The sequence below is a fragment of the Promicromonospora sp. NPDC060204 genome (genome assembly GCF_042728455.1).
Classification (GTDB): Bacteria; Actinomycetota; Actinomycetes; order Actinomycetales; family Cellulomonadaceae; genus Promicromonospora.
Genome location: NZ_JBHWZO010000001.1, coordinates 18,437 through 36,804, shown reverse-complemented (window position 1 = coordinate 36,804; position 18,368 = coordinate 18,437). Strand labels below are relative to the sequence as shown.

Here is an 18,368-nt window from a genome sequence, read left to right as displayed (position 1 = left end):
ACGGTCTGTGGTCCGGGCGGACGAGTTTCATCCGAGCGGAAGAAATCACGGCACGGAGCCCTGCTCCGGCGGGCGGCCCCGCTAGGCTCGTCGCGTGACCGAGCAGGTGCCCCAGATCGCTTCTCGACCGCAGCCGCGCGCACAGCGCACCGCCGCGTTCTTCGATCTCGACAAGACGATCATCGCCACGAGCTCGTCGGCGGCGTTCTCCCGACCGCTGCTCGCGGGCGGGCTGCTGTCGCGTGCCGACGTGCTGCGGAGCGCCTATGCCCACTTCATCTTCATGATCGGCAACGCCGACGCCGACCAGACCGAGCGGATGCGCGCACACCTCTCGTCGCTCGTCACCGGCTGGGACGTGGAGAAGGTCCGGCAGATCGTCACCGAGACGGTGCACGAGCTCATCGACCCCTACGTCTACGCCGAGGCCGTCGAGCTGATCGAGGAGCACCACGCGGCGGGCCGGGACGTGGTGGTGGTGTCGGCGTCGGCCGCGGTGCTCGTGGAGCCCATCGCGGCGGTGCTCGGCGCGGACCACGTGCTCTCCACGCAGATGACGGTGCGAGACGGCCGCTTCACCGGCGAGATCGACTTCTACAACTACGGCGACAACAAGGCCGTCGGCGTCCGCCGGCTCGCCGTGAGCGAGGACTACGACCTCGCTCGGAGCTTCGCCTACTCCGACTCCATCACGGACGCCCCGATGCTGGCCGCGGTCGGCCACGCCTTCGTGGTCAACCCGGACCGGGCCCTCAGGCGCCGGGCCGCGCAGTCCGGCTGGGGCGTGCTGGCGTTCACCCGGCCGATCGCGCTGCGTCCGCGCATCGAACCCCTCCCGCTCCTCGCGGTCGTGGGCACCGTGGCGGTCGGGGTCACCGTCTGGCTGGTCTGGCGCGCCGCCCGACGCCGCGCACGCCGCCGCTGAGCCCGGCGACCACACCGAAGCCGGTACCCGCGCCGAAGTAACGGGTCGACCGACAAGGACGCCGTCGGGCAGACTCCGGCCCATGTCGTCGAACTGAGCGATTCGCCTGTCGCGCACCTCCGGGTGCGCCGCACTCGCCTGCCCTTCGACGATCGGATTCCCATGAGCTTCACCGTGCGCCCCTACACGCCTGACGACGAGCCGGGCTGGCTCCGCTGCCGCGTGCTCGCCTTCCTGGACACGCAGTACTACGACGACGTCAAACAGCACCGCACGTCGTTCGACCTCCCGGCGGTCTGCCTGGTGGCGGTCGCGGACGACGGCACGATCTGCGGGGTTGTCGACGTCGAGGTCGACGGCGACGCGGCAACGATCGACACCGTCGCCGTCCACCCCGACCACACCCGCCGGGGCATCGCCACCGCGCTCCTCGACGAGGCGATCCCGCAGGTCAGGGCTGCCGGAGCAACCACGCTCGACGCCTGGACCCGCGAGGACGAGGCCGCGAACGCCTGGTACGTGCGCTCAGGTTTCGCCGAGAACCACCGCTACCTGCACGTGTACAAGGGCGGCGACGAGCCCGCGGCCGGTTTCGCCGCACCGGACGGTCTCCCGGCGCCGGTGATCGCGTTCCTGCACGCCGACATCTCGCGCGAGGCGGAGCTGCGTGCGAGGTTCGCGCGCGTCCACGTCTGCCGCCAGTACCTACGCCGCCTCTGAGGCCGCGGACGGCAGAGGTGAGCGCGCCCTGCCCCATCCCGCTGGTCGCAAAAGGTCAAGGTTCGGTAAGGCCGAAGATTTTCCCTGGCAATTGCGCACATGACAGGAATTGGCAATTGTGAAGATCACCGCGCTCAGGTTGCTTTTGTCACCGACAGGCAGTGTGATTGTGTTCACAGCAAGTATTCAGGGCGGCAGGGACCGTGCCCTGGGGGTCGAAAGGGCGCAAGCCTGATCGACGGCGAGCGACGTGCACGGTCAACCCCGTCCAGCTGGTGAGAGCGGAATCCGGCTTGAGGATGCTCCCGGATTCCGTACTCGATAGGCCGAGATCTCGCCACCGCAGTGGCCGGGCCCTCGCACTTCCGGATCGCGAACGGAAATTGCGAGGAGCCCGGCCGCACGGCGAATCGTTTCGCGGAATACACGCCGGCCGGAAAAGAATTCCCACACCCGGAATTCCCCAGGCGTTCAAACGCCGTCAGCCGTGATTTCCGCCCTTTGCGCGACGCCCTCGCCACAGCGCCCTCGCCCCAGCGCCTTCCCGCCGCGGGCGGCTCCGCGGCGTCACAGTTCATCGGCAACGATCACCGCCATTGCGCGCGCGAGTACTGCGGCTGCACCCCCACGCCGGCGTCCACCGGAACCGTCCCGATCTTGTCGCGCAGCGTGTGCGCCGCCCGCAGCGGCCAGTGCGGGTCGCGCAGCGCCTCGCGGCCGATCATGACGGCGTCCGCCGAGCCCTCCACGAGGATCTGCTCGGCCTGGACCGGGTCGCTGATCAGCCCCACCGCGCTGACCGGCAGGCCCGACACCTCGCGCACGCGACGGGCGTGCGGCACCTGGTAACCCGGCCCGACGGTGATGTGCGCCGGCGCCACGCCCCCGGTCGAGACGTCCACGAGGTCGGCTCCGAGCGTGCCGAGCCGGCCGGCGACGGCGGCGACGTCGTCCACCTCAAGACCGCCGTCCAGCCAGTCCGTCGCCGACAGCCGCACGAGCACCGGCAGCTCGTCGGGCCACACGGACCGCACCGCGCCCACCGTCTCCTCGACGAGCCGCGAGCGCGCCTCGGCCGACCCGCCGTACCCGTCCGCGCGGCGGTTGGCCAACGGCGACAGGAACTGGTGCAGCAGGTAGCCGTGCGCGGCATGCACCTCGACGGTGTCGAAACCGGCCTCGCGGGCCCGGCGCGCGGCGGCCGCGAAGTGCTCGGGAACGTCCGCGACCTGCTCGGCGGTCATCTCTGCGGGGGTGGCAAAGCCCGGGTAAGGGAGGGCCGACGGCCCGACGGTCGGCCAGCCGCCGTCGGCCACCGGGACGCTGCCCTGCTCCGGGGCCCACGGGCGGAAGGTCGACGCCTTGCGTCCCGCGTGCGCGAGCTGGATGCCGATCCGCGCCCCGCGCGCGTGCACGAAGTCGACGATTCGCTTCCATCCGGCGGTCTGCTCGTCGTTCCAGATGCCCGTGTCCTGCGGCGAGATGCGCCCCTCCGGCACGACGGCGGTGGCCTCGGTCATGACGAGGCCGAACCCGCCGGCGGCGCGTGCGCCGAGGTGCACGAGGTGCCAGTCGTTCGGGAGCCCGTCGTCCGCCGAGTACTCGCACATCGGCGCCAGCCAGGCGCGGTTCGGCAGGGAGAGGTCGCGCAGGGCGATCGGTTCGAGGAGAAGGCTCACGTCAGCCCGTAACGTGGCCGGTCCCGGGTCAATTCCGGGGCAACGGCACGACGTCTCAGGAAGTGACACCGGTTTGTGAGGGGTGTCACCGTCCAGGACTACACTCACCGACCAGAGACAACGTCAAGGCAGCCCCAAGCACCTGCCCGAACGAACGCGAAGACGCGCACCGGAGGTCACCGTGACAGACACCAACCCGACGTCGGGCTCGGCATCCAGCCCCAGCCTCGAGAACCTTCTGCACGAGACCCGGAGCTTCCCGCCCAGCGCGGAGTTCGCGGCTCAGGCGAACGCACAGGCCGACCTGTACGAGAAGGCGTCGGCCGACCGCCTGGAGTTCTGGGCCGGCCAGGCCCGGGAGCTCGTGACCTGGAAGAAGCCGTTCACCGAGACGCTGGACTGGAGCGGAGCCCCCGTCGCGCGCTGGTTCGCCGACGGCACGCTGAACGCCGCGTACAACGCGGTGGACCGCCACGTCGAGGCCGGCAACGGCGACCGCGTGGCCATCCACTTCGAGGGCGAGCCGGGCGACACCCGCACCGTCACGTACGCCGACCTGCAGCAGGAGGTGTCGCGCGCGGCCAACGCGCTCACCGCCCTGGGCGTGCAGACCGGCGACCGCGTCGTCATCTACCTGCCCATGCTCGTCGAGTCGGTCGTCGCGATGCTGGCCTGCGCCCGCATCGGCGCCCCGCACTCCGTCGTCTTCGGCGGCTTCTCGGCCGACGCCCTGCGCAGCCGGATCGCCGACGCCGAGGCCACGCTGGTCATCACGGCGGACGGCGGCTACCGCCGCGGCGCGCCGTCGGCCCTCAAGCCGGCCGTCGACGAGGCCCTCGCCCCCAAGGAGGGCGCCGACCCGACCACGGTCCGCAAGTTGCTCGTCGTGCGGCGCACCGAGCAGGACGTGGACTGGGTCGAGGGTCGGGACGTGTGGTGGCACGATGCCCTCGCCGAGGCGTCCGACCAGCACGAGCCGGTCGCCGTCGAGGCGGAGCACCCGCTGTTCATCCTGTACACGAGCGGCACCACCGGGAAGCCGAAGGGCATCCTGCACACCACCGGCGGCTACCTCACCCAGGCCGCGTACACGCACAAGAACGTGTTCGACCTGAAGCCGGAGACCGACGTCTACTGGTGCACCGCCGACGTCGGCTGGGTCACCGGCCACTCCTACGTGGTCTACGGGCCGCTGGTGAACGGCGCCACGCAGGTGCTGTACGAGGGCACGCCCGACACCCCGCACCGCGGCCGCTGGTGGGAGCTCATCGAGAAGTACAAGGTCTCGATCCTCTACACGGCCCCCACGGCGATCCGCACCTGCATGAAGTGGGGCGACGACATCCCGGGCGGGTTCGACCTCTCCTCGCTGCGCGTCCTCGGCTCGGTGGGCGAGCCCATCAACCCCGAGGCGTGGATGTGGTACCGCCGCGTCATCGGCGGCGACAAGGCCCCGATCGTCGACACGTGGTGGCAGACCGAGACCGGCGCCATCATGATCAGCCCGCTCCCCGGCGTGACCGCGACCAAGCCCGGCTCGGCGCAGGTCGCACTGCCCGGCATCGACGCGACCGTGGTCGACGACGAGGCCCAGCCCGTACCTGACGGCGGTGGCGGCTACCTCGTGCTCACCGAGCCGTGGCCGTCCATGCTCCGCGGCATCTGGGGCGACCTGGAGCGCTACAAGGAGACGTACTGGTCGCGGTTCGACGGCCTCTACTTCGCGGGCGACGGCGCCAAGAAGGACGAGGACGGCGACATCTGGCTGCTCGGGCGCGTGGACGACGTGATGAACGTGTCCGGCCACCGGCTGTCCACCACCGAGATCGAGTCGGCGCTCGTGTCGCACGAGATCGTGGCGGAGGCCGCCGTCGTCGGCGCCGCGGACGAGACCACCGGCCAGGCCGTCGTCGCGTTCGTGATCCTGCGCGGCAGCCACGCCGGCCGGGCCTCCACGCCGGAGGGCGCCGCCGACGTGCAGAAGGAGCTGCGCGACCACGTGGGCAAGGAGATCGGCCCGATCGCCAAGCCCAAGAAGATCCTCGTGGTGCCGGAGCTGCCCAAGACCCGATCCGGCAAGATCATGCGCCGCCTGTTGCGCGACGTCGCCGAGGACCGCGCGGTGGGCGACGCCACGACGCTGGCCGACTCCTCCGTGATGGACCTGATCACGGCGGGCCTGGCGGCGCCGTCGGCGTCCTCGGAGGACTGACCGGCCCCTGGCCGCCGGGGTGGCGCGACCACCCCGGCGGCCGGCGCGCTCATTCCCCCGGCCCGACCTCGTGGAACGTGCGGTCGAAGTGCACCAGCGCGCGCCCCTCGGCGTCCCCGGAGGCGTGCACCCGGACCACCCGCCCCAGGAGCAGCAGGTGGTCGCCGGCCTCGACCTCGGTCCAGGTCTCGCACTCCAGCACGTGCCGCGCGTCCTCGACGAGGACGGGCACGCCGCCCGCACCGGGGCGGACGGCGAGGCCGGCGAACTTGTCCGGCGCCTTGGAGGCGAAGACCGCCGCCACCTCCCGCGCGTCGTGCGCGAGCACGTGGACGGCGAACCGCCGCGCCGCCCGCAGCGGCCCGAGCGTGCGGCTGGAGTGCGCGACCCCGACGGCGACCAGCGGCGGATCCAGGCTCACGCTCATCACCGCGGTGGTCGTCAGGCCCGCGAGCACTCCGCCCGCCGCCGTCGTCACCACGCACACACCGCTCGCCAGCCCGGCCATCGCGTCCCGGAAACCGTCGGCGACGGGATCGAGAGGCGATGTTGATGACATCAACATATCTCCATCCTCCGTGCCCGATGTTTCGCCGGGATCACTCCGGCGCGCGGGTTCTGTTACGACTGCGGACGAGCCCCGAAACGCGCCGCCATGCCACCGTCCGAGGGCCCGTTTCCCCTAGCATTCGAGGCATGGACGTGCGTATCGACGAGGCCACCGACCCTCTCGATCGATCGGTCACCCGCCTGGGTCAGAAGATCCGCGGGCTGCGGCACGCCCAGGGCCTCACCCTCGTCCAGCTCGCCGAGGCGACCGGCCTCTCGCACTCGTTCCTCAGCCAGGTCGAGCGCGGCCGGGCGCGGCTGAGCATGTCGTCGCTGTTCCGCGTCGCGGACCGCCTGGGCACCACCCAGCAGCTCCTGCTCACCGAGGCCACGGCCCCGGCGGCGGGCGGCACCCCCGTGGTACGCCGGACCGACGACGCATCGGCCGCCTCGGCGGGCGGCGGCACCGTCCGGGCTCTCGCGCCGGCCGGCGACCGTCCGTTCGACCCGATGGAGTACACCGGGACGTCCCGCGAGCCGGGTCCGTACTGGGCGCACGACGAGGACGAGTTCGCCTACGTCGTGGAGGGGCACGTGCTGCTCGACCTCGACGGGACGCTGGAGAGCGCCGGGCCGGGCGACTCCGCGTTCTACCGCGGCGGCACCCGCCACCGCTGGGCGAGCGCCGACGGCGAGCCCTACCGCCTGCTGGTCGTCAAGCAGCGACTGCCGCGAGACGGCGGCTGAGCCCCCGCGCGACCTCGCGCTCGTCCGCCGTCACCAGGCGGCCGTCCCGGACGACCACCCGCCCGCCGACGACGACGTGGCGCGGCCGGCGGCCCGGAGCGGCCCAGAGCAGGCCGGCGACCGGGTCGGCCACCCCGGCGTCGGCGATGCCGCTCACGTCCCAGACGCACAGGTCTCCGGCCGAACCGGGTTCCAGCCGGCCGAGCTCGGGCCTGCCGAGCCCGTCCGCCGACCCCGCGCCCGCGGCGTCGAGCAGCTCGCGCGCCGTGAGCTGGCGGCCGACCAGGGCGGAGACCTGCATGGCCAGCCGCGCGTCTGCGAGCAGGTGGCCGGCGTCGTTGGACCCTCCGCCGCTCGTGCCGAGGCCCACGGCGATGCCGGCGGCGAGCAGCCGCGCCACGGGCGCGACGCCCCAGCCCATCGGCACGTCGCAGCCCGGCGCGTGCGTCGCGGACGCGCCGGACGCAGCGAGACGGCCGATCTCGTCGTCGGTGACGTCGCACAGGTGCGCGACCGTGACGTCGGGGGCCAGCCAGCCCCACTCGTCCAGCAGGTCCAGCGGACGGCTGCCGTAGCGCTCCAGCGCCGCGACCACGTCGACCTGCTCGTTGGCCTGGGTCCGACGACGCAGCCCGCGCCGCGCCGCCACCTCGCCCAGCAGCCGGAACGTCGGCTCGCCGTCGCTGTGCACCCCGGCCGGACCGACCGCCACCTGCACACGGCCGTCGGCGCGCACGCCGCCGGGCGCGTCGCCCACCAGCGCCGCGGCGATCGCGTCGGCGCTCGACGCCGCCGCCTCGGCGTCGTCGCCCGCGGAGCCGCGGACCAGCACGAGGCGCGCCCCGAGCTCGTCGGCCGCCCCGGCGGCGGCCCGGGCGAGGTCCACCGTCTCGGCGGTCGAGAGCGCCGCGGGCCAGGTCAGATGATGGTCGGCGACGGTCGTGACGCCGCTGAGCAGCGCCTCGGCGAGCCCCGCACGTGCGGCGAGGCCCACCAGCTCCGCGTCCACCCCGGCGCGCGCGTAGGCGCCGGCCATCAGGCCGAGCCACGCGCGCATCGGGACGCCGCGGGTGCCGGGCAGCGTCCGGAAGGCCGTCTGGAGCAGGTGGTGGTGCGCGTTCACCAGCCCCGGCGTGACGACGCAGCCGGTGGCGTCGAGCTCCTCGACGCCCGCAGAGCCTCCGTCCACAGGCCCGCCGTCCGCAGACCCCGCAGCGACGGGCCCCACGCTCACCACCCGCCCGTCACCGCCCACCACGACGTCCCCGCCCGGCTCGCCCTCGGCCACACCCGGCCCGGTACGCACCGCGAGCGCACCCCGCACGACCAGCCCCGGCGCCGTCCGCGGCCCGCCGCCGACGCCACCGCCGGCCCCCGCAGCGCTCACCCGCGGTCCCGCGCCGTCAGCCCTGCGGCCCCGTCGGCCGGGGTGGTGAACCGGGACGCCTCGACGAAGGTGCGCACGAGGTGCTCGACCGCGTGCTCGAACAGCTCCTTGCCCGCCTCCGCGGTGGCCGTCGTCGGGTCGCCGATATGACCGTCCGGGCCGAAGTCGCTCGAGAGCCAGCCGAACGACGTCGGCCGACCGAACCCGATCTGCTCGTACGCGAGCAGGTCCTCCGGCACGCGCCGCTCGGCGCGCTCCATGCGGACCAGCTCCGGGCGCAGGTGCAGCATGAGCGAGGTCTCGCCGTGGCCGCCGTGCACGCCGAGCCCGTGCTCCGCGCCGGACGCCGGGGTACCGCCCTGGTCGCGCGGCGTCGCGACGTGCGCGAAGAAGGTGCGCAGCCCGAACCGGCGGCGCAGCTCGCGGTTGGCGACCTGGCCGAGCGCGGAGTTGCCGCCGTGCCCGTTGACGAACAGCAGCCGGGTGATGCCCGAGGCGGCGACGGACCGGCCGACGTCCACCAGCACGCGCATGAGCGTGTCCCAGGACAGCCAGATCGTGCCGGGGAACCCCGCGTGCTCGTCCGACTTGGTGTAGGCGAGCGGTTCGAGCAGCACGACGGACGCCGCGCCGGACGCCGTCACCGCCGCGGCGGCCGCCGCCGCGGCCTCGCTCGCCGTGACCAGGTCCGTGGACACGGGGAGGTGCGGGCCGTGCTGCTCGATCGCGCCGAGGGGCAGCACCGCCACGGTGTCGTCGGGCAGCGCCTCGATCTCCGGCCACGTCAGGTCGGCGAACCGCGGGGCCCGGGCCGCGCCCATCAGCGCACCCCGATGTTCACGCGGGTGTCGACCGGCGGCGCGTCGACGAGCTTGCCCGGGTTGAGCAGGCCCTTCGGGTCCGTGGTGCGGGCCGTCTCGCGGGCGAGGTCGACGTGCCGGTCCACGTACCACTGGTGCGGCGAGTGCACGCCGAGGCCGAGCGCCTCCAGGCGCTCGATCCCGGCGAGCGCCTCGGCCTCGGAGACGTAGTCTGCGACCACCATCGCGAGCGGGGCGGTGCCCATGAGCTCCAGGTGCAGGTGGACGTCGCCGGCGTAGACCGCCCGGACCTCCTCCTCGCGCTCCCAGTGCGCCCGTCCGCCGGTCTCCATGTGGAACCACGTGCGCTCGGGGTGCGCCTGCTGCAGGTGGTAGACCGGGTGGTTGTACGACATCGAGGACAGCTTGTCGGTCGCCGCGTAGTCCGCGAGGCTCGCGACCACCTCGCCGCCCGCCGCCACGACCCGCGCCTCGACCTCGGCCGCGGTCGAGGCCTCGGCGATGACCCGCAGGCTGTACCGCGCGTGGTCGAGCGGCACGGGGGCGGGCAGGCTCGGCACCAGCGCGGGCGGGTCCGCGGATGCGAGCCGCGGCAGCACCGGCAGGTCGAGCAGCGAGCGGTGCACGCCCGTGAGCGACGCCCAGTCGGCGAAGGCCGCGTAGACGGCCACCCAGTCGCGGGCGGGGTCGGTGGCGATCTCCAGCTCCACGATGACCCCGGTGACGCCGTAGACGTGCACGTACGGCAGGACGTCGGGGCCGGTCACGGTGAACGTGGTGCCGCTGCCGTCCATCGGGGCGACGGTCAGGGAGAGCACGAACCCGTCGGACGTGGACCCGTGCTCGATCGTCCCCGTGCCGGCGGACCCGCCGCCCACGAACCCGCCGATCGTCGTCCCCTTGGTGGACGGGTAGATCCAGATGTCCCGCCCGGCGGCGCGGGCCGCTATGTCGATCGCGCTGATCTTCGCGCCCGCGCCCGCCGTCACCGTGCCCGAGTCGTTGACCCGGATCGTGTCGAGGCCGCGCAGGTCGAGCACGATCCCGCCGTCGAACGGCGTCGCCTGCCCGTAGTTGCCCGTCCCCGACCCGCGTGGGGTCACCGGGACGTCGTGCTCGTAGGCGATGCGCAGCACCTGCGCCACCTGGTCCGCGGTGGTCGGGCGCACCACGGCGTCCGGCAGGTACCGGCCCGCGGGGACCTTCTCCCGCAGGACCGGCGACATGCGCGACCAGTCGGACGACGCCTTGAGCAGCAGCTCGGCCTCGACGGAGACCAGCTCGGGCCCGAGCGTGCGGGCGATCTCGGCCGCGGCCAGCGCGGACCGTTCGGCGATGTTCGGTGTCTCGTCGGTCATCGGTGCTCGTCAGCTCCCCATCGAGATGGTGTCGTCGGTGAACTCGTTGGTGTAGAGCGACTCTGGCTCGATGTCCGGGGACTCGATCTGGCCGGCGTCCACGAGGATCGGCGCGAAGGTGTCGACGATCTCGGTCATGCGGTCCGGGTCGATCCTGCCGAACACCCCGGAGGCCGGGTCGTCGACCACGAGGTCGAGGTCCTTCTGGGCCTGGACCGAGAAGTCGGCCACGCCGAGCGAGTAGGTCCACCCGGTCTGGTACTGGTCGACGAGGTCGACGATCAGCTCGTTGGTGGCCTGCGGGTCGTCGAGGTAGTCGATCTGGGCCTGCTGCATGACCGGCACGAGCTTGGCCAGGCAGTCGGCGTTCTCCTCGACCTTGTCGGCGCGCACGGCGAGCGCCTCCGGGTAGACCGAGTAGCCGACGTCGGCGAGGAGCTGGTAGCCGACCGGCTTGCCCCACTGCGGGATCTCGTTCTCGTAGATGTACGGCTCGGCCGTGGCGAACCCCTGCTGCAGCACGGCCGGGTCGGACACGAAACGCTGCGGCGTGCCCTCGTAGCTGAGGTCGATCTGCGCGTCGTCGATGATGCCCTGCGCGGCGAGCAGGCGGGGGAAGACGTCGCCGGAGGACACCACGGGGTCGCCGTCCGCGGCGGCCTCCTTGATCGTCTCGGCGCCGTCGTGGCTCTCCGGGTCCCACATGACGATCTGCGGGCTGGTGGTGAGCATCGAGGCGACGGTGACCACCGGGTTGTCGGCCAGCGCGGTGATCTGGGCGTCGGTGGTCACGGCGCCGAGCAGGATCGAGTCGTCGAGGTACATGAGCGACGGGACCGGCTGGAAGTTCACGTTCGGCCCGCCGGGCCGCACCTCGACGTCCACCCCCGTGTCGACGCCCTGGGTCACCAGGGAGCCGGTGACCGACTTGGTGTCGGTGTCCACCGTGAGGTCCGGGCCGACGAGCGAGTACATCGCGCCGTGCTCCGCCTCGGGCTGCCAGTCCTGCTGCATGACGACGGTCGCGGGGCACACGTCGGACAGGTCGAGGGGGCCGCCCGCCTCCGCCGCCGGCGCGTCGACCTGGCCGGTGGCGCCCGCCTGCGCGTCGGCGGTGCCGGAGCCGCAGGCGGTCAGGGCGAGGAGCGGGAGGACGGACAGCGCGGCGAGCGCGAGGCGTCGCGGTCGGGTCAGGGGCGTTCGGGACACGGACGTTCTGGACAAGGACATGCGGACTCCTGAGGGGGGAGAGGTGGGGCGAGGGGACGCGCGGCGCTCAGGCGGCGCCGCGGCCGTACCAGCGGCCGATGACGGCCCGGTCCAGCGCTGCGAAGACGGAGAACATCGCGACCCCGAACAGCGCGGTGAGGATGATGGCCATGAACAGGGCGTCCATGTTCAGGCGCAGCGTGTAGGTGCGCAGCAGGCCGCCGATGCCCGGCGAGCCCTGCTGGAAGAAGAAGTCGCCGACGATGGCGCCGATGACGCTCAGGCCCGCCGCGTTGCGCAGGCCGGTGAAGATCGACGGGAGCGCCGCGGGGAACTGGAGCTTGAGGAGCCGCTGCACGCGGGTGGCGCGGTTCAGCGTGAACAGGTCGTGCGCGGCGGGTCCGGCGGACTGCAGCCCGAACAGCGTGTTCGCGATCATCGGGAACAGGGCGATGATCACGCACACGACGATGCGGGCGCTGAAGCCGTAGCCCATCCAGATCCCGATCAGGGGCGTGAGGGCCAGGATCGGGATGGTCTGCAGGATCACGGCGTACGGGTAGAGGATCTTCTCCGCCCAGCCGGCCTGCGCCATGACCACGGCGTACCCGATGCCGAGCACCACGGCGATCGCCAGCCCGCACAGCGCCACCCCGACGGTCTGCCAGAGCGCGTCGAGCATGGGGTTCATGACGTTCGGGTTGCCGAGCGTGTTCGCGAGCACCTCGTGCAGCGGCGGCAGCAGGAAGCGCCGCTCGGGGGTGAGCACGAGGTAGGTGACGCCGTACCAAACGGCGACGATGCCGAGCACCGCCGCGAGCAGCGGCCCGGCCGCGGCGCCGGCGGCGAACAGCCGGCGTCGGGTGGTGGTCGGGCGCGTGGCGCTGAGGCGAGTCGTGCTCATGAGTGCTCCTCGAGGGCCGCCGAGACCTCGCCGGTGAGCGCCGCGAACTCGGGCTCGTACCGGAGCCGGGGCGGGCGCGGGTAGGACCAGGGGACGGGGATGTCGGCCACCACCCGGCCGGGGCGGCCGCTCATCACGACCACCCGGGTGGAGAGGTAGACCGCCTCGGAGACGGAGTGGGTGATGAACAGCCCGGCGAAGCCCTTGAGCGCGAACAGGCTCTGCAGCTCGGTCTGCATCCGCAGCCGGGTGATCTCGTCGAGGGCCCCGAACGGCTCGTCGAACAGCGCGAGGTCGGGCTCGGCGACGAGCGCCCGGGCGATCGACACGCGCATCCGCATGCCGCCGGAGAGCTGCCGCGGGTGCTGCTTCTCGAAGCCGGTCAGGCCGACGAGGTCGAGCGCCTCCTGCGCCCGCTTGCGGCGGTCCGCCTTCGCGGCGCCCCGCAGCTCCCCCGCGAGCTCGACGTTGCGCAGCGCGCTGCGCCACTCCAGGAGCGTGGGCTCCTGGAACACGTACGACGTCGAGGTGGCGTTCACCTCGATGTCGCCGCCGGTCACCTCGTCGAGCCCCGAGGCGAGGCGCAGCAGGGTGGACTTGCCGCAGCCGGAGGGCCCGACGACGGAGACGAACTCGCCGGCGGCGACCGTCAGGCTCACGCCCTCGAGCGCCACGGTGCCGGTCGGGAACGCCTTGGCCACGTCGTCGAGCACGAGGGTGCGCGTCATGGACCGGGGTCGCGGGGTCGTCGTGCTCACTGTGCTCACTGGGGTCACCTCACGAGCTGTTCGGGTTGCGGGGCCCCGGCGGCGGCCGGGACGGCGGCCGGTCCGAGGGCGAGGGCGGTCTGCACGCGGGTGTCGGCCACGACGCGGCCGCCGGCGACGACCACGCGCGCCAGGGTCGCGCCGGCCAGCACGTCGCCGAGCGGCACGTCGGGCACCAGCACGAGGTCGGCGCGGTCGCCGACCGACAGGCCGGCGGCTGGGAGGCCGAGCACGGTGCGCGCGCCCGAGGTCACGGCGTCGAGCGCCTCCCGCGCGGACAGGTGCGCCGCGGTCATGAGCAGCGACGTCGTCTCGAAGGGGTCGGCGCTGCCCGCGGGGTTGAAGGGGTCGCGCAGGTTGTCGGCGCCCGCGGCCAGGGGGACCCCCGCGTCCAGGAGGGCGCGCACGGCGGTCAGCCCCCGGGGCGCGAGGTGCGTGCTGTCGCGGCCCTGGAGGTAGAGGTTGGTGATCGGCAGCGTCACCACGCCCAGGCCGGCCCGGGCGACGAGGTCGACGACGGGGCCGAGGCGGTCCGGCGGCAGCGACCCGAGCCGCACGGCGTGGCTCGCGGTCACGCGCTGGGTCAGGCCGCGCGCGATCACCTCGCGGGCGAGCACCTCGACGTCGAGCACGCCGTCGTCGGGCAGCGCCGTCTGCTCGTCGGCGTGCAGGTCCACGGGCAGGCCCGTGCGCTCGGCCAGGTCGAGCACCCGGGCGATCTCCGCGCGCGGGTCGGGGGCCAGGTGCGGGCACCCGCCGAGCACGTCCACCCCGCGGGCGGCCGCCTCCTCGAAGACCTCGGTGGGCGTGTGCCACCCGCCGAGCAGGCAGACCTGGAGCGTGACCGACCCCGCGAGCTCCTCGCGGAGCGCGAGCAGCGCGTCCAGCATGCGCAGCGGGTCGCCCTCCGCGGGCGCGTCCACGTGGGTCCGGACGGTCGTGATGCCCCGGCTGACGTAGCGACCCACGGCGGCCCGGGCGCGGTCGAGCACGTCGGCGCCGTCGATGTGCGGGGCGATCTCCCGCCAGCGCTCGATCGCGCCCACGAGGTCCTCCCCCGTCCCGGCGGGGATGCGCGCGGCGGTCAGGGCCTTGTCGAGGTGCGCGTGCGGCTCGGACGCCGCGGGCAGCGCGAGCCAGCCGGTCGCGTCCAGCCGCCCCGCGTCGTCGCCGAGGAGCGGTGACCGTCCGGCGGGCGCCACGGAGGTGACCCGGCCGGCGTCGATCTCCACGTCGACGAGCTCGCCGTCGACCGTGCGCACGCCCCGCAGGGCGGTGACGTGGACGCCGGCGAGCAGCGCGGCACCGTCGGGACCGCCGACGGGGAGAGGCGCCGACCTCATGGTGCCGTCGTGCACGGCATCTCCTCTCCGCCGGTCCGGCCGGACGAGAATGTTGATCAGAGGAACATTCGGAACGCTAGAGGCGGCCTGTTTCCGCCGCGTGTCCGGTGCGGCGCGGCCGTGTGAAACGTCGCCCCGTCCCGTGGAGCAAGATGGGTCCATGCGAATCGCCGCCCCCATCGAGATCGGCCCGCTCGACGCCGACGCCCAGCAGGCCGTCCGAGACCTGGCCGCGGCCGCGGAGGCGCACGACGGCGTCGCGCCGCTGTCCGAACAGCCCCTGCTCAACCTCGGCACGGACGCGGAGTGGATCACGCACGTCGTGGCGCACACCACCGCGGGCAGCACGGTGGGCTACGTGCAGATCGACCGTTCCGGCGAGACCGCGAGCGCCGAGCTGGTGATCCATCCGGAGCACCGCAGGAACGGGCACGGCCGGGTGCTCCTGCGCACCGCGGAGCGGGACGCCACGCTGCCGTCCCGCTCGGGCGAGCCCGGCCAGCACGGCAAGCAGCTGCGCGTGTGGGCGCACGGCGACCTCGAGCCCGCCCGTGAGTTCGCGCGGGCGGCGGGGCTGCGACCGGTGCGCGAGCTGCTCTTCCTGGCCCGCCCGCTCACCGGGGCGGACGGCGTCCCGGAGGCGCCCGCCGCCCCCGCCGGCTACCGCCTCCGCACGTTCCGCCCAGGGGTCGACGACGCCGCCTGGCTGCGGATCAACGCCCGCGCCTTCGCCACCCACCCGGAGCAGGGCCGGATGTCGCTCGACGACCTGCGCGCCCGGCAGGCCGAGCCGTGGTTCGACCCGGAGGGCTTCTTCCTCCTGGTGCCTGACAGCGCGGTCCCCGACGACGGCGCAGAGGCCGACCCGGTCGCGTTCCAGTGGACCAAGACGGAGCCGGGCCAGCCGGACGACGCGCGAGACGGCGAGATCTACGCGCTGGGTGTCGACCCGGACCAGCAGGGCAAGGGGTTCGGCCGGCTGATGACCGACGTGGGGCTGGCGCACCTCGCCCGTTCCGGGGCCACGCGCGCCGTGCTGTACGTGGAGGGCGACAACACGCCGGCCCTGGCCACGTACGAGCGCGCGGGCTTCGCCCGGGCCGCCGTACACGTGCAGTATGCCCGCCCGTGACGGACGCTCTCCGGGATCGTCACCCACTGTGTACCGAACGGTGACACCATGAACGACATGAAGGACAGCGTCGCGACCAGCTCCGCCAGGACCCGGGACAAGAATGGCCGATTCATGAAGCAGAGCCCCCGTACGGCAAGCGCTGAGCCGACCGACGGCGAGGCCGCTCCTGCGCCGTCCGCCCAGGCGAGCGACGGCGCACCCGCCGGCGGCGACGGGTCCGCGCGTCCGGCCGCGCCGAAGCCCGCCATCGCCGAGAAGCCCGCCGCGGAGAAGCCCGCGCAGAAGCCCGCGTCGCAGAAGCAGGCCGCGCCGAGGCCGGCCCCGCCGAAGCCCGGCGAGCCGGAGGACATCCTGGCGCCGCACTCCCTGGACCCGAGCCTGGCCGCGCACATCGCGGAGCACATCGCGGAGAACCCCGGCGGCACGAGCCTGCTCGACCCGCTGCTCGGCGAGCCGCTGCCGGTCGACCGGTTCGCCGACCGCGAGCTGAGCTGGCTCGCGTTCAACCAGCGGGTGCTGGAGCTCGCGGAGGACCCGCGCATCCCGCTGCTGGAGCGCGTGCGGTTCCTGGCGATCTTCGCGTCCAACCTGGACGAGTTCTTCATGGTGCGCGTGGCCGGCCTGCAGCGCCGCATCGCCACGGGTATCGCGGTCACGAGCGCCTCAGGGCTCAGCCCCCGCCAGGCGCTGTCGGCGATCTCCGAGGGCGCGCACACCCTGATGACCCGGCACGCGCGCGTGTTCGAGGACGAGGTGCAGCCGGCGCTGGCCACCGAGGGCATCACGCTGGTGCACTGGGAGGAGCTGGACACCAAGGAGCAGGAGCGGCTGCACAAGTTCTTCCGCAAGCAGATCTTCCCGGTGCTCACCCCGCTGGCGGTGGACCCGGCGCACCCGTTCCCCTACATCTCGGGGCTCTCGCTCAACCTGGCCGTGGTGGTGGCCAACCCGGCGACGGGCAAGGAGCACTTCGCCCGCGTCAAGGTGCCGCCGCTGCTGCCCCGCTTCATCGCGGTCGACGCGTCGGGCAAGCCGCGCCGCCCCGGCACCAAGAAGGCGGACCCGCAGCGCGGCCCGCTCTCGTTCGTGCCGCTGGAGGAGGTCATCGCCCAGCACCTCGACTACCTGTTCCCCGGGATGGAGGTGCGGGACAGCCACACGTTCCGCGTCACCCGCAACGAGGACGTGGACGTCGAGGAGGACGACGCCGAGAACCTGCTCCAGGCGATGGAGAAGGAGCTCCTGCGGCGCCGGTTCGGCCCGCCGGTGCGCCTGGAGATCGCCAAGGACATCAGCCCGCGCATCCGGGACCTGATCGTCCGGGAGCTGGGCGTCAAGGAGGAGGAGGTCTACGAGCTGCCCGCGCTCCTGGACCTCACGGGCCTCAACCTCATCGCGGACCTCGACCTGACGTCCCTGCACTACCCGCCGTTCGTGCCGTCCACGCACCGGCACCTCGCGGAGGTGGAGAGCTCCAAGCCGACCGACGTCTTCGCCGCGATCCGGCGCCGGGACATCCTGCTGCACCACCCGTACGACAGCTTCTCCACGAGCGTGCAGACGTTCCTGGAGCAGGCGGCGGCCGACCCGAACGTGCTGGCGATCAAGCAGACCCTGTACCGGACGTCGGGTGACTCGCCCATCGTGGACGCGCTGATCGACGCCGCCGAGGCCGGCAAGCAGGTGCTCGCCCTGGTCGAGATCAAGGCCCGGTTCGACGAGGAGGCCAACATCTCCTGGGCGCGCAAGCTCGAGGAGGCGGGCGTGCACGTGGTCTACGGGATCGTGGGCCTCAAGACGCACTGCAAGCTGTCGCTCGTGGTGCGCCAGGAGCCCGACGGCTCCCTCCTGCGCTACTGCCACGTCGGCACGGGCAACTACCACCCCAAGACGGCGCGGCTGTACACGGACCACGGCCTGCTGACCTGCGACCCCGACGTGGGCCAGGACCTGACGCGGCTGTTCAACCAGCTCTCCGGGTACGCCCCGAAGTCGACGTTCCACCGGCTCCTCGTGGCACCCCGCGCCGTCCGCTCCGGCCTGGTCGAGCGCATCGAGCGCGAGGCGGCCGCCGCCCGCGCGGGCCACGAGGCGTGGGTCAAGATGAAGATCAACTCGGTGGTCGACGAGACGGTGATCGACGCCCTGTACCGCGCCTCCCAGGCCGGCGTGAAGATCGACCTGGTGGTGCGCGGCATCTGCGCCGTCCGCGTGGGCGTGCCCGGGCTGAGCGAGAACATCCGCGTGCGGTCCATCCTGGGCCGGTTCCTGGAGCACTCCCGCATCTTCGCGTTCGCCAACTCGGTGGGCCCCGCCCTCGCCGAGGGACCTCAGGCGGGCCCCGAGGTGTACATCGGGTCGGCCGACCTGATGCACCGCAACCTCGACCGCCGCGTCGAGACCCTGATCCGGATCTCCGACCCGACCCACATCGGTGAGCTCCTGGGGCTGCTGGACGAGTCCATGGCGGACACGACGGCGTCCTGGCACCTGTTGCCGGACGGCACCTGGGAACGCCCGTCCTCGGGTTCGGAGGGGAACGGCCTCCGCGACCTGCAGGCGGTCCTGATCCAGCGCCAGCGGCGTCGGCTCGAGCCCGTCCGGTGACGGGC

The 18,368-nt window shown here is 73.2% G+C and carries 15 protein-coding genes; 6 read left to right on the top strand and 9 right to left on the bottom strand.

The features are described 5' to 3' along the window. The first annotated feature begins 94 nt into the window (after positions 1 to 94). Complete coding sequence (locus ACFWEJ_RS00170) at positions 95 to 925, top strand: HAD family hydrolase (RefSeq protein ID WP_377227174.1); 831 nt, start codon at positions 95 to 97, stop codon at positions 923 to 925. 162 nt (positions 926 to 1,087) lie between these two features. Next, positions 1,088 to 1,645 carry a GNAT family N-acetyltransferase gene (locus ACFWEJ_RS00165; RefSeq protein ID WP_377227173.1) on the top strand — a complete coding sequence of 186 codons (558 nt, stop codon included), beginning with the start codon at positions 1,088 to 1,090 and terminating at the stop codon, positions 1,643 to 1,645. Positions 1,646 to 2,232: 587 nt separating this feature from the next. Here the strand turns inward: ACFWEJ_RS00165 and ACFWEJ_RS00160 are convergent. Continuing rightward, on the bottom strand, positions 2,233 to 3,324 hold the full coding sequence (locus tag ACFWEJ_RS00160) for an NADH:flavin oxidoreductase/NADH oxidase (protein WP_377227172.1): 1,092 nt from the start codon (positions 3,322 to 3,324) through the stop codon (positions 2,233 to 2,235). A 181-nt stretch (positions 3,325 to 3,505) separates the two neighbouring features. Here ACFWEJ_RS00160 and acs point away from each other — a divergent pair, with 181 nt between their 5' ends. After that, a complete protein-coding gene (gene acs / locus ACFWEJ_RS00155) occupies positions 3,506 to 5,536 on the top strand; it encodes an acetate--CoA ligase (RefSeq protein ID WP_377227171.1) in 2,031 nt (676 codons plus the stop codon). Between the two features lie 49 nt (positions 5,537 to 5,585). On the opposite strand, the gene ACFWEJ_RS00150 is transcribed toward acs, so the two are convergent. After that, positions 5,586 to 6,095 (bottom strand): flavin reductase family protein, encoded by a 510-nt coding sequence (locus ACFWEJ_RS00150; protein ID WP_377227170.1) that lies wholly within the window; start codon positions 6,093 to 6,095, stop codon positions 5,586 to 5,588. A 137-nt stretch (positions 6,096 to 6,232) separates the two neighbouring features. Here ACFWEJ_RS00150 and ACFWEJ_RS00145 point away from each other — a divergent pair, with 137 nt between their 5' ends. After that, positions 6,233 to 6,832, top strand: a complete 600-nt coding sequence (locus tag ACFWEJ_RS00145; protein WP_377227169.1) for a helix-turn-helix domain-containing protein — start codon at positions 6,233 to 6,235, stop codon at positions 6,830 to 6,832. On the opposite strand, the gene ACFWEJ_RS00140 is transcribed toward ACFWEJ_RS00145, so the two are convergent. From ACFWEJ_RS00140 to ACFWEJ_RS00110, 7 genes are read right to left on the bottom strand one after another with little or no spacing between them, the layout of a single operon-like run. Continuing rightward, entirely contained in the window at positions 6,801 to 8,219 is a 1,419-nt protein-coding gene (locus tag ACFWEJ_RS00140; protein WP_377227168.1) for an amidohydrolase family protein, read from the bottom strand. The two genes, ACFWEJ_RS00145 and ACFWEJ_RS00140, sit on opposite strands and share 32 nt — an antisense overlap. Further along, positions 8,216 to 9,040, bottom strand: coding sequence for a creatininase family protein (locus tag ACFWEJ_RS00135; protein ID WP_377227167.1), 825 nt, complete (start codon positions 9,038 to 9,040; stop codon positions 8,216 to 8,218). The genes ACFWEJ_RS00140 and ACFWEJ_RS00135 overlap by 4 nt, the downstream gene beginning before the upstream one ends. Beyond that, entirely contained in the window at positions 9,040 to 10,398 is a 1,359-nt protein-coding gene (locus tag ACFWEJ_RS00130) for an FAD-binding oxidoreductase (protein ID WP_377227166.1), read from the bottom strand. Before ACFWEJ_RS00130 ends, ACFWEJ_RS00135 begins: the two co-directional genes overlap by 1 nt. 9 nt (positions 10,399 to 10,407) lie before the next feature. Further along, the gene (locus ACFWEJ_RS00125) at positions 10,408 to 11,628 is read right to left on the bottom strand and encodes a hypothetical protein (protein WP_377227165.1); all 1,221 of its coding nucleotides are present in this window, start codon (positions 11,626 to 11,628) and stop codon (positions 10,408 to 10,410) included. A 46-nt stretch (positions 11,629 to 11,674) separates the two neighbouring features. Then, positions 11,675 to 12,511 (bottom strand): ABC transporter permease, encoded by an 837-nt coding sequence (locus ACFWEJ_RS00120; RefSeq protein ID WP_377227164.1) that lies wholly within the window; start codon positions 12,509 to 12,511, stop codon positions 11,675 to 11,677. Further along, positions 12,508 to 13,278, bottom strand: a complete 771-nt coding sequence (locus tag ACFWEJ_RS00115; protein ID WP_285107559.1) for an ABC transporter ATP-binding protein — start codon at positions 13,276 to 13,278, stop codon at positions 12,508 to 12,510. The genes ACFWEJ_RS00120 and ACFWEJ_RS00115 overlap by 4 nt, the downstream gene beginning before the upstream one ends. 5 nt (positions 13,279 to 13,283) lie before the next feature. Next, positions 13,284 to 14,621: an amidohydrolase family protein gene (locus tag ACFWEJ_RS00110; RefSeq protein WP_377227163.1), complete on the bottom strand. Its 1,338-nt coding sequence runs from the start codon at positions 14,619 to 14,621 to the stop codon at positions 13,284 to 13,286. 160 nt (positions 14,622 to 14,781) lie between these two features. Between ACFWEJ_RS00110 and mshD the strand changes: the two genes are divergently transcribed. Together mshD and ACFWEJ_RS00100 are read left to right on the top strand one after the other, a co-directional pair. Beyond that, a complete protein-coding gene (gene mshD, locus ACFWEJ_RS00105) occupies positions 14,782 to 15,753 on the top strand; it encodes a mycothiol synthase (RefSeq protein WP_377227162.1) in 972 nt (323 codons plus the stop codon). Positions 15,754 to 15,867: 114 nt separating this feature from the next. Further along, a complete protein-coding gene (locus ACFWEJ_RS00100) occupies positions 15,868 to 18,363 on the top strand; it encodes an RNA degradosome polyphosphate kinase (RefSeq protein WP_377227161.1) in 2,496 nt (831 codons plus the stop codon). The last annotated feature ends 5 nt before the right edge of the window (positions 18,364 to 18,368 follow it).

What these genes read in the sequence shown, in the direction of transcription:
- ACFWEJ_RS00165 (WP_377227173.1), top strand. Translation starts at nt 1,088, where the DNA reads ATGAGCTTCACCGTGCGCCCCTACACGCCTGACGACGAGCCGGGCTGG.
- ACFWEJ_RS00150 (WP_377227170.1), bottom strand. Translation starts at nt 6,095, where the DNA reads ATGTCATCAACATCGCCTCTCGATCCCGTCGCCGACGGTTTCCGGGAC.
- ACFWEJ_RS00145 (WP_377227169.1), top strand. Translation starts at nt 6,233, where the DNA reads ATGGACGTGCGTATCGACGAGGCCACCGACCCTCTCGATCGATCGGTC.
- ACFWEJ_RS00135 (WP_377227167.1), bottom strand. Translation starts at nt 9,040, where the DNA reads ATGGGCGCGGCCCGGGCCCCGCGGTTCGCCGACCTGACGTGGCCGGAG.
- ACFWEJ_RS00130 (WP_377227166.1), bottom strand. Translation starts at nt 10,398, where the DNA reads ATGACCGACGAGACACCGAACATCGCCGAACGGTCCGCGCTGGCCGCG.
- ACFWEJ_RS00125 (WP_377227165.1), bottom strand. Translation starts at nt 11,628, where the DNA reads ATGTCCTTGTCCAGAACGTCCGTGTCCCGAACGCCCCTGACCCGACCG.
- ACFWEJ_RS00120 (WP_377227164.1), bottom strand. Translation starts at nt 12,511, where the DNA reads ATGAGCACGACTCGCCTCAGCGCCACGCGCCCGACCACCACCCGACGC.
- ACFWEJ_RS00110 (WP_377227163.1), bottom strand. Translation starts at nt 14,621, where the DNA reads ATGAGGTCGGCGCCTCTCCCCGTCGGCGGTCCCGACGGTGCCGCGCTG.
- mshD (WP_377227162.1), top strand. Translation starts at nt 14,782, where the DNA reads ATGCGAATCGCCGCCCCCATCGAGATCGGCCCGCTCGACGCCGACGCC.
- ACFWEJ_RS00100 (WP_377227161.1), top strand. Translation starts at nt 15,868, where the DNA reads ATGAAGCAGAGCCCCCGTACGGCAAGCGCTGAGCCGACCGACGGCGAG.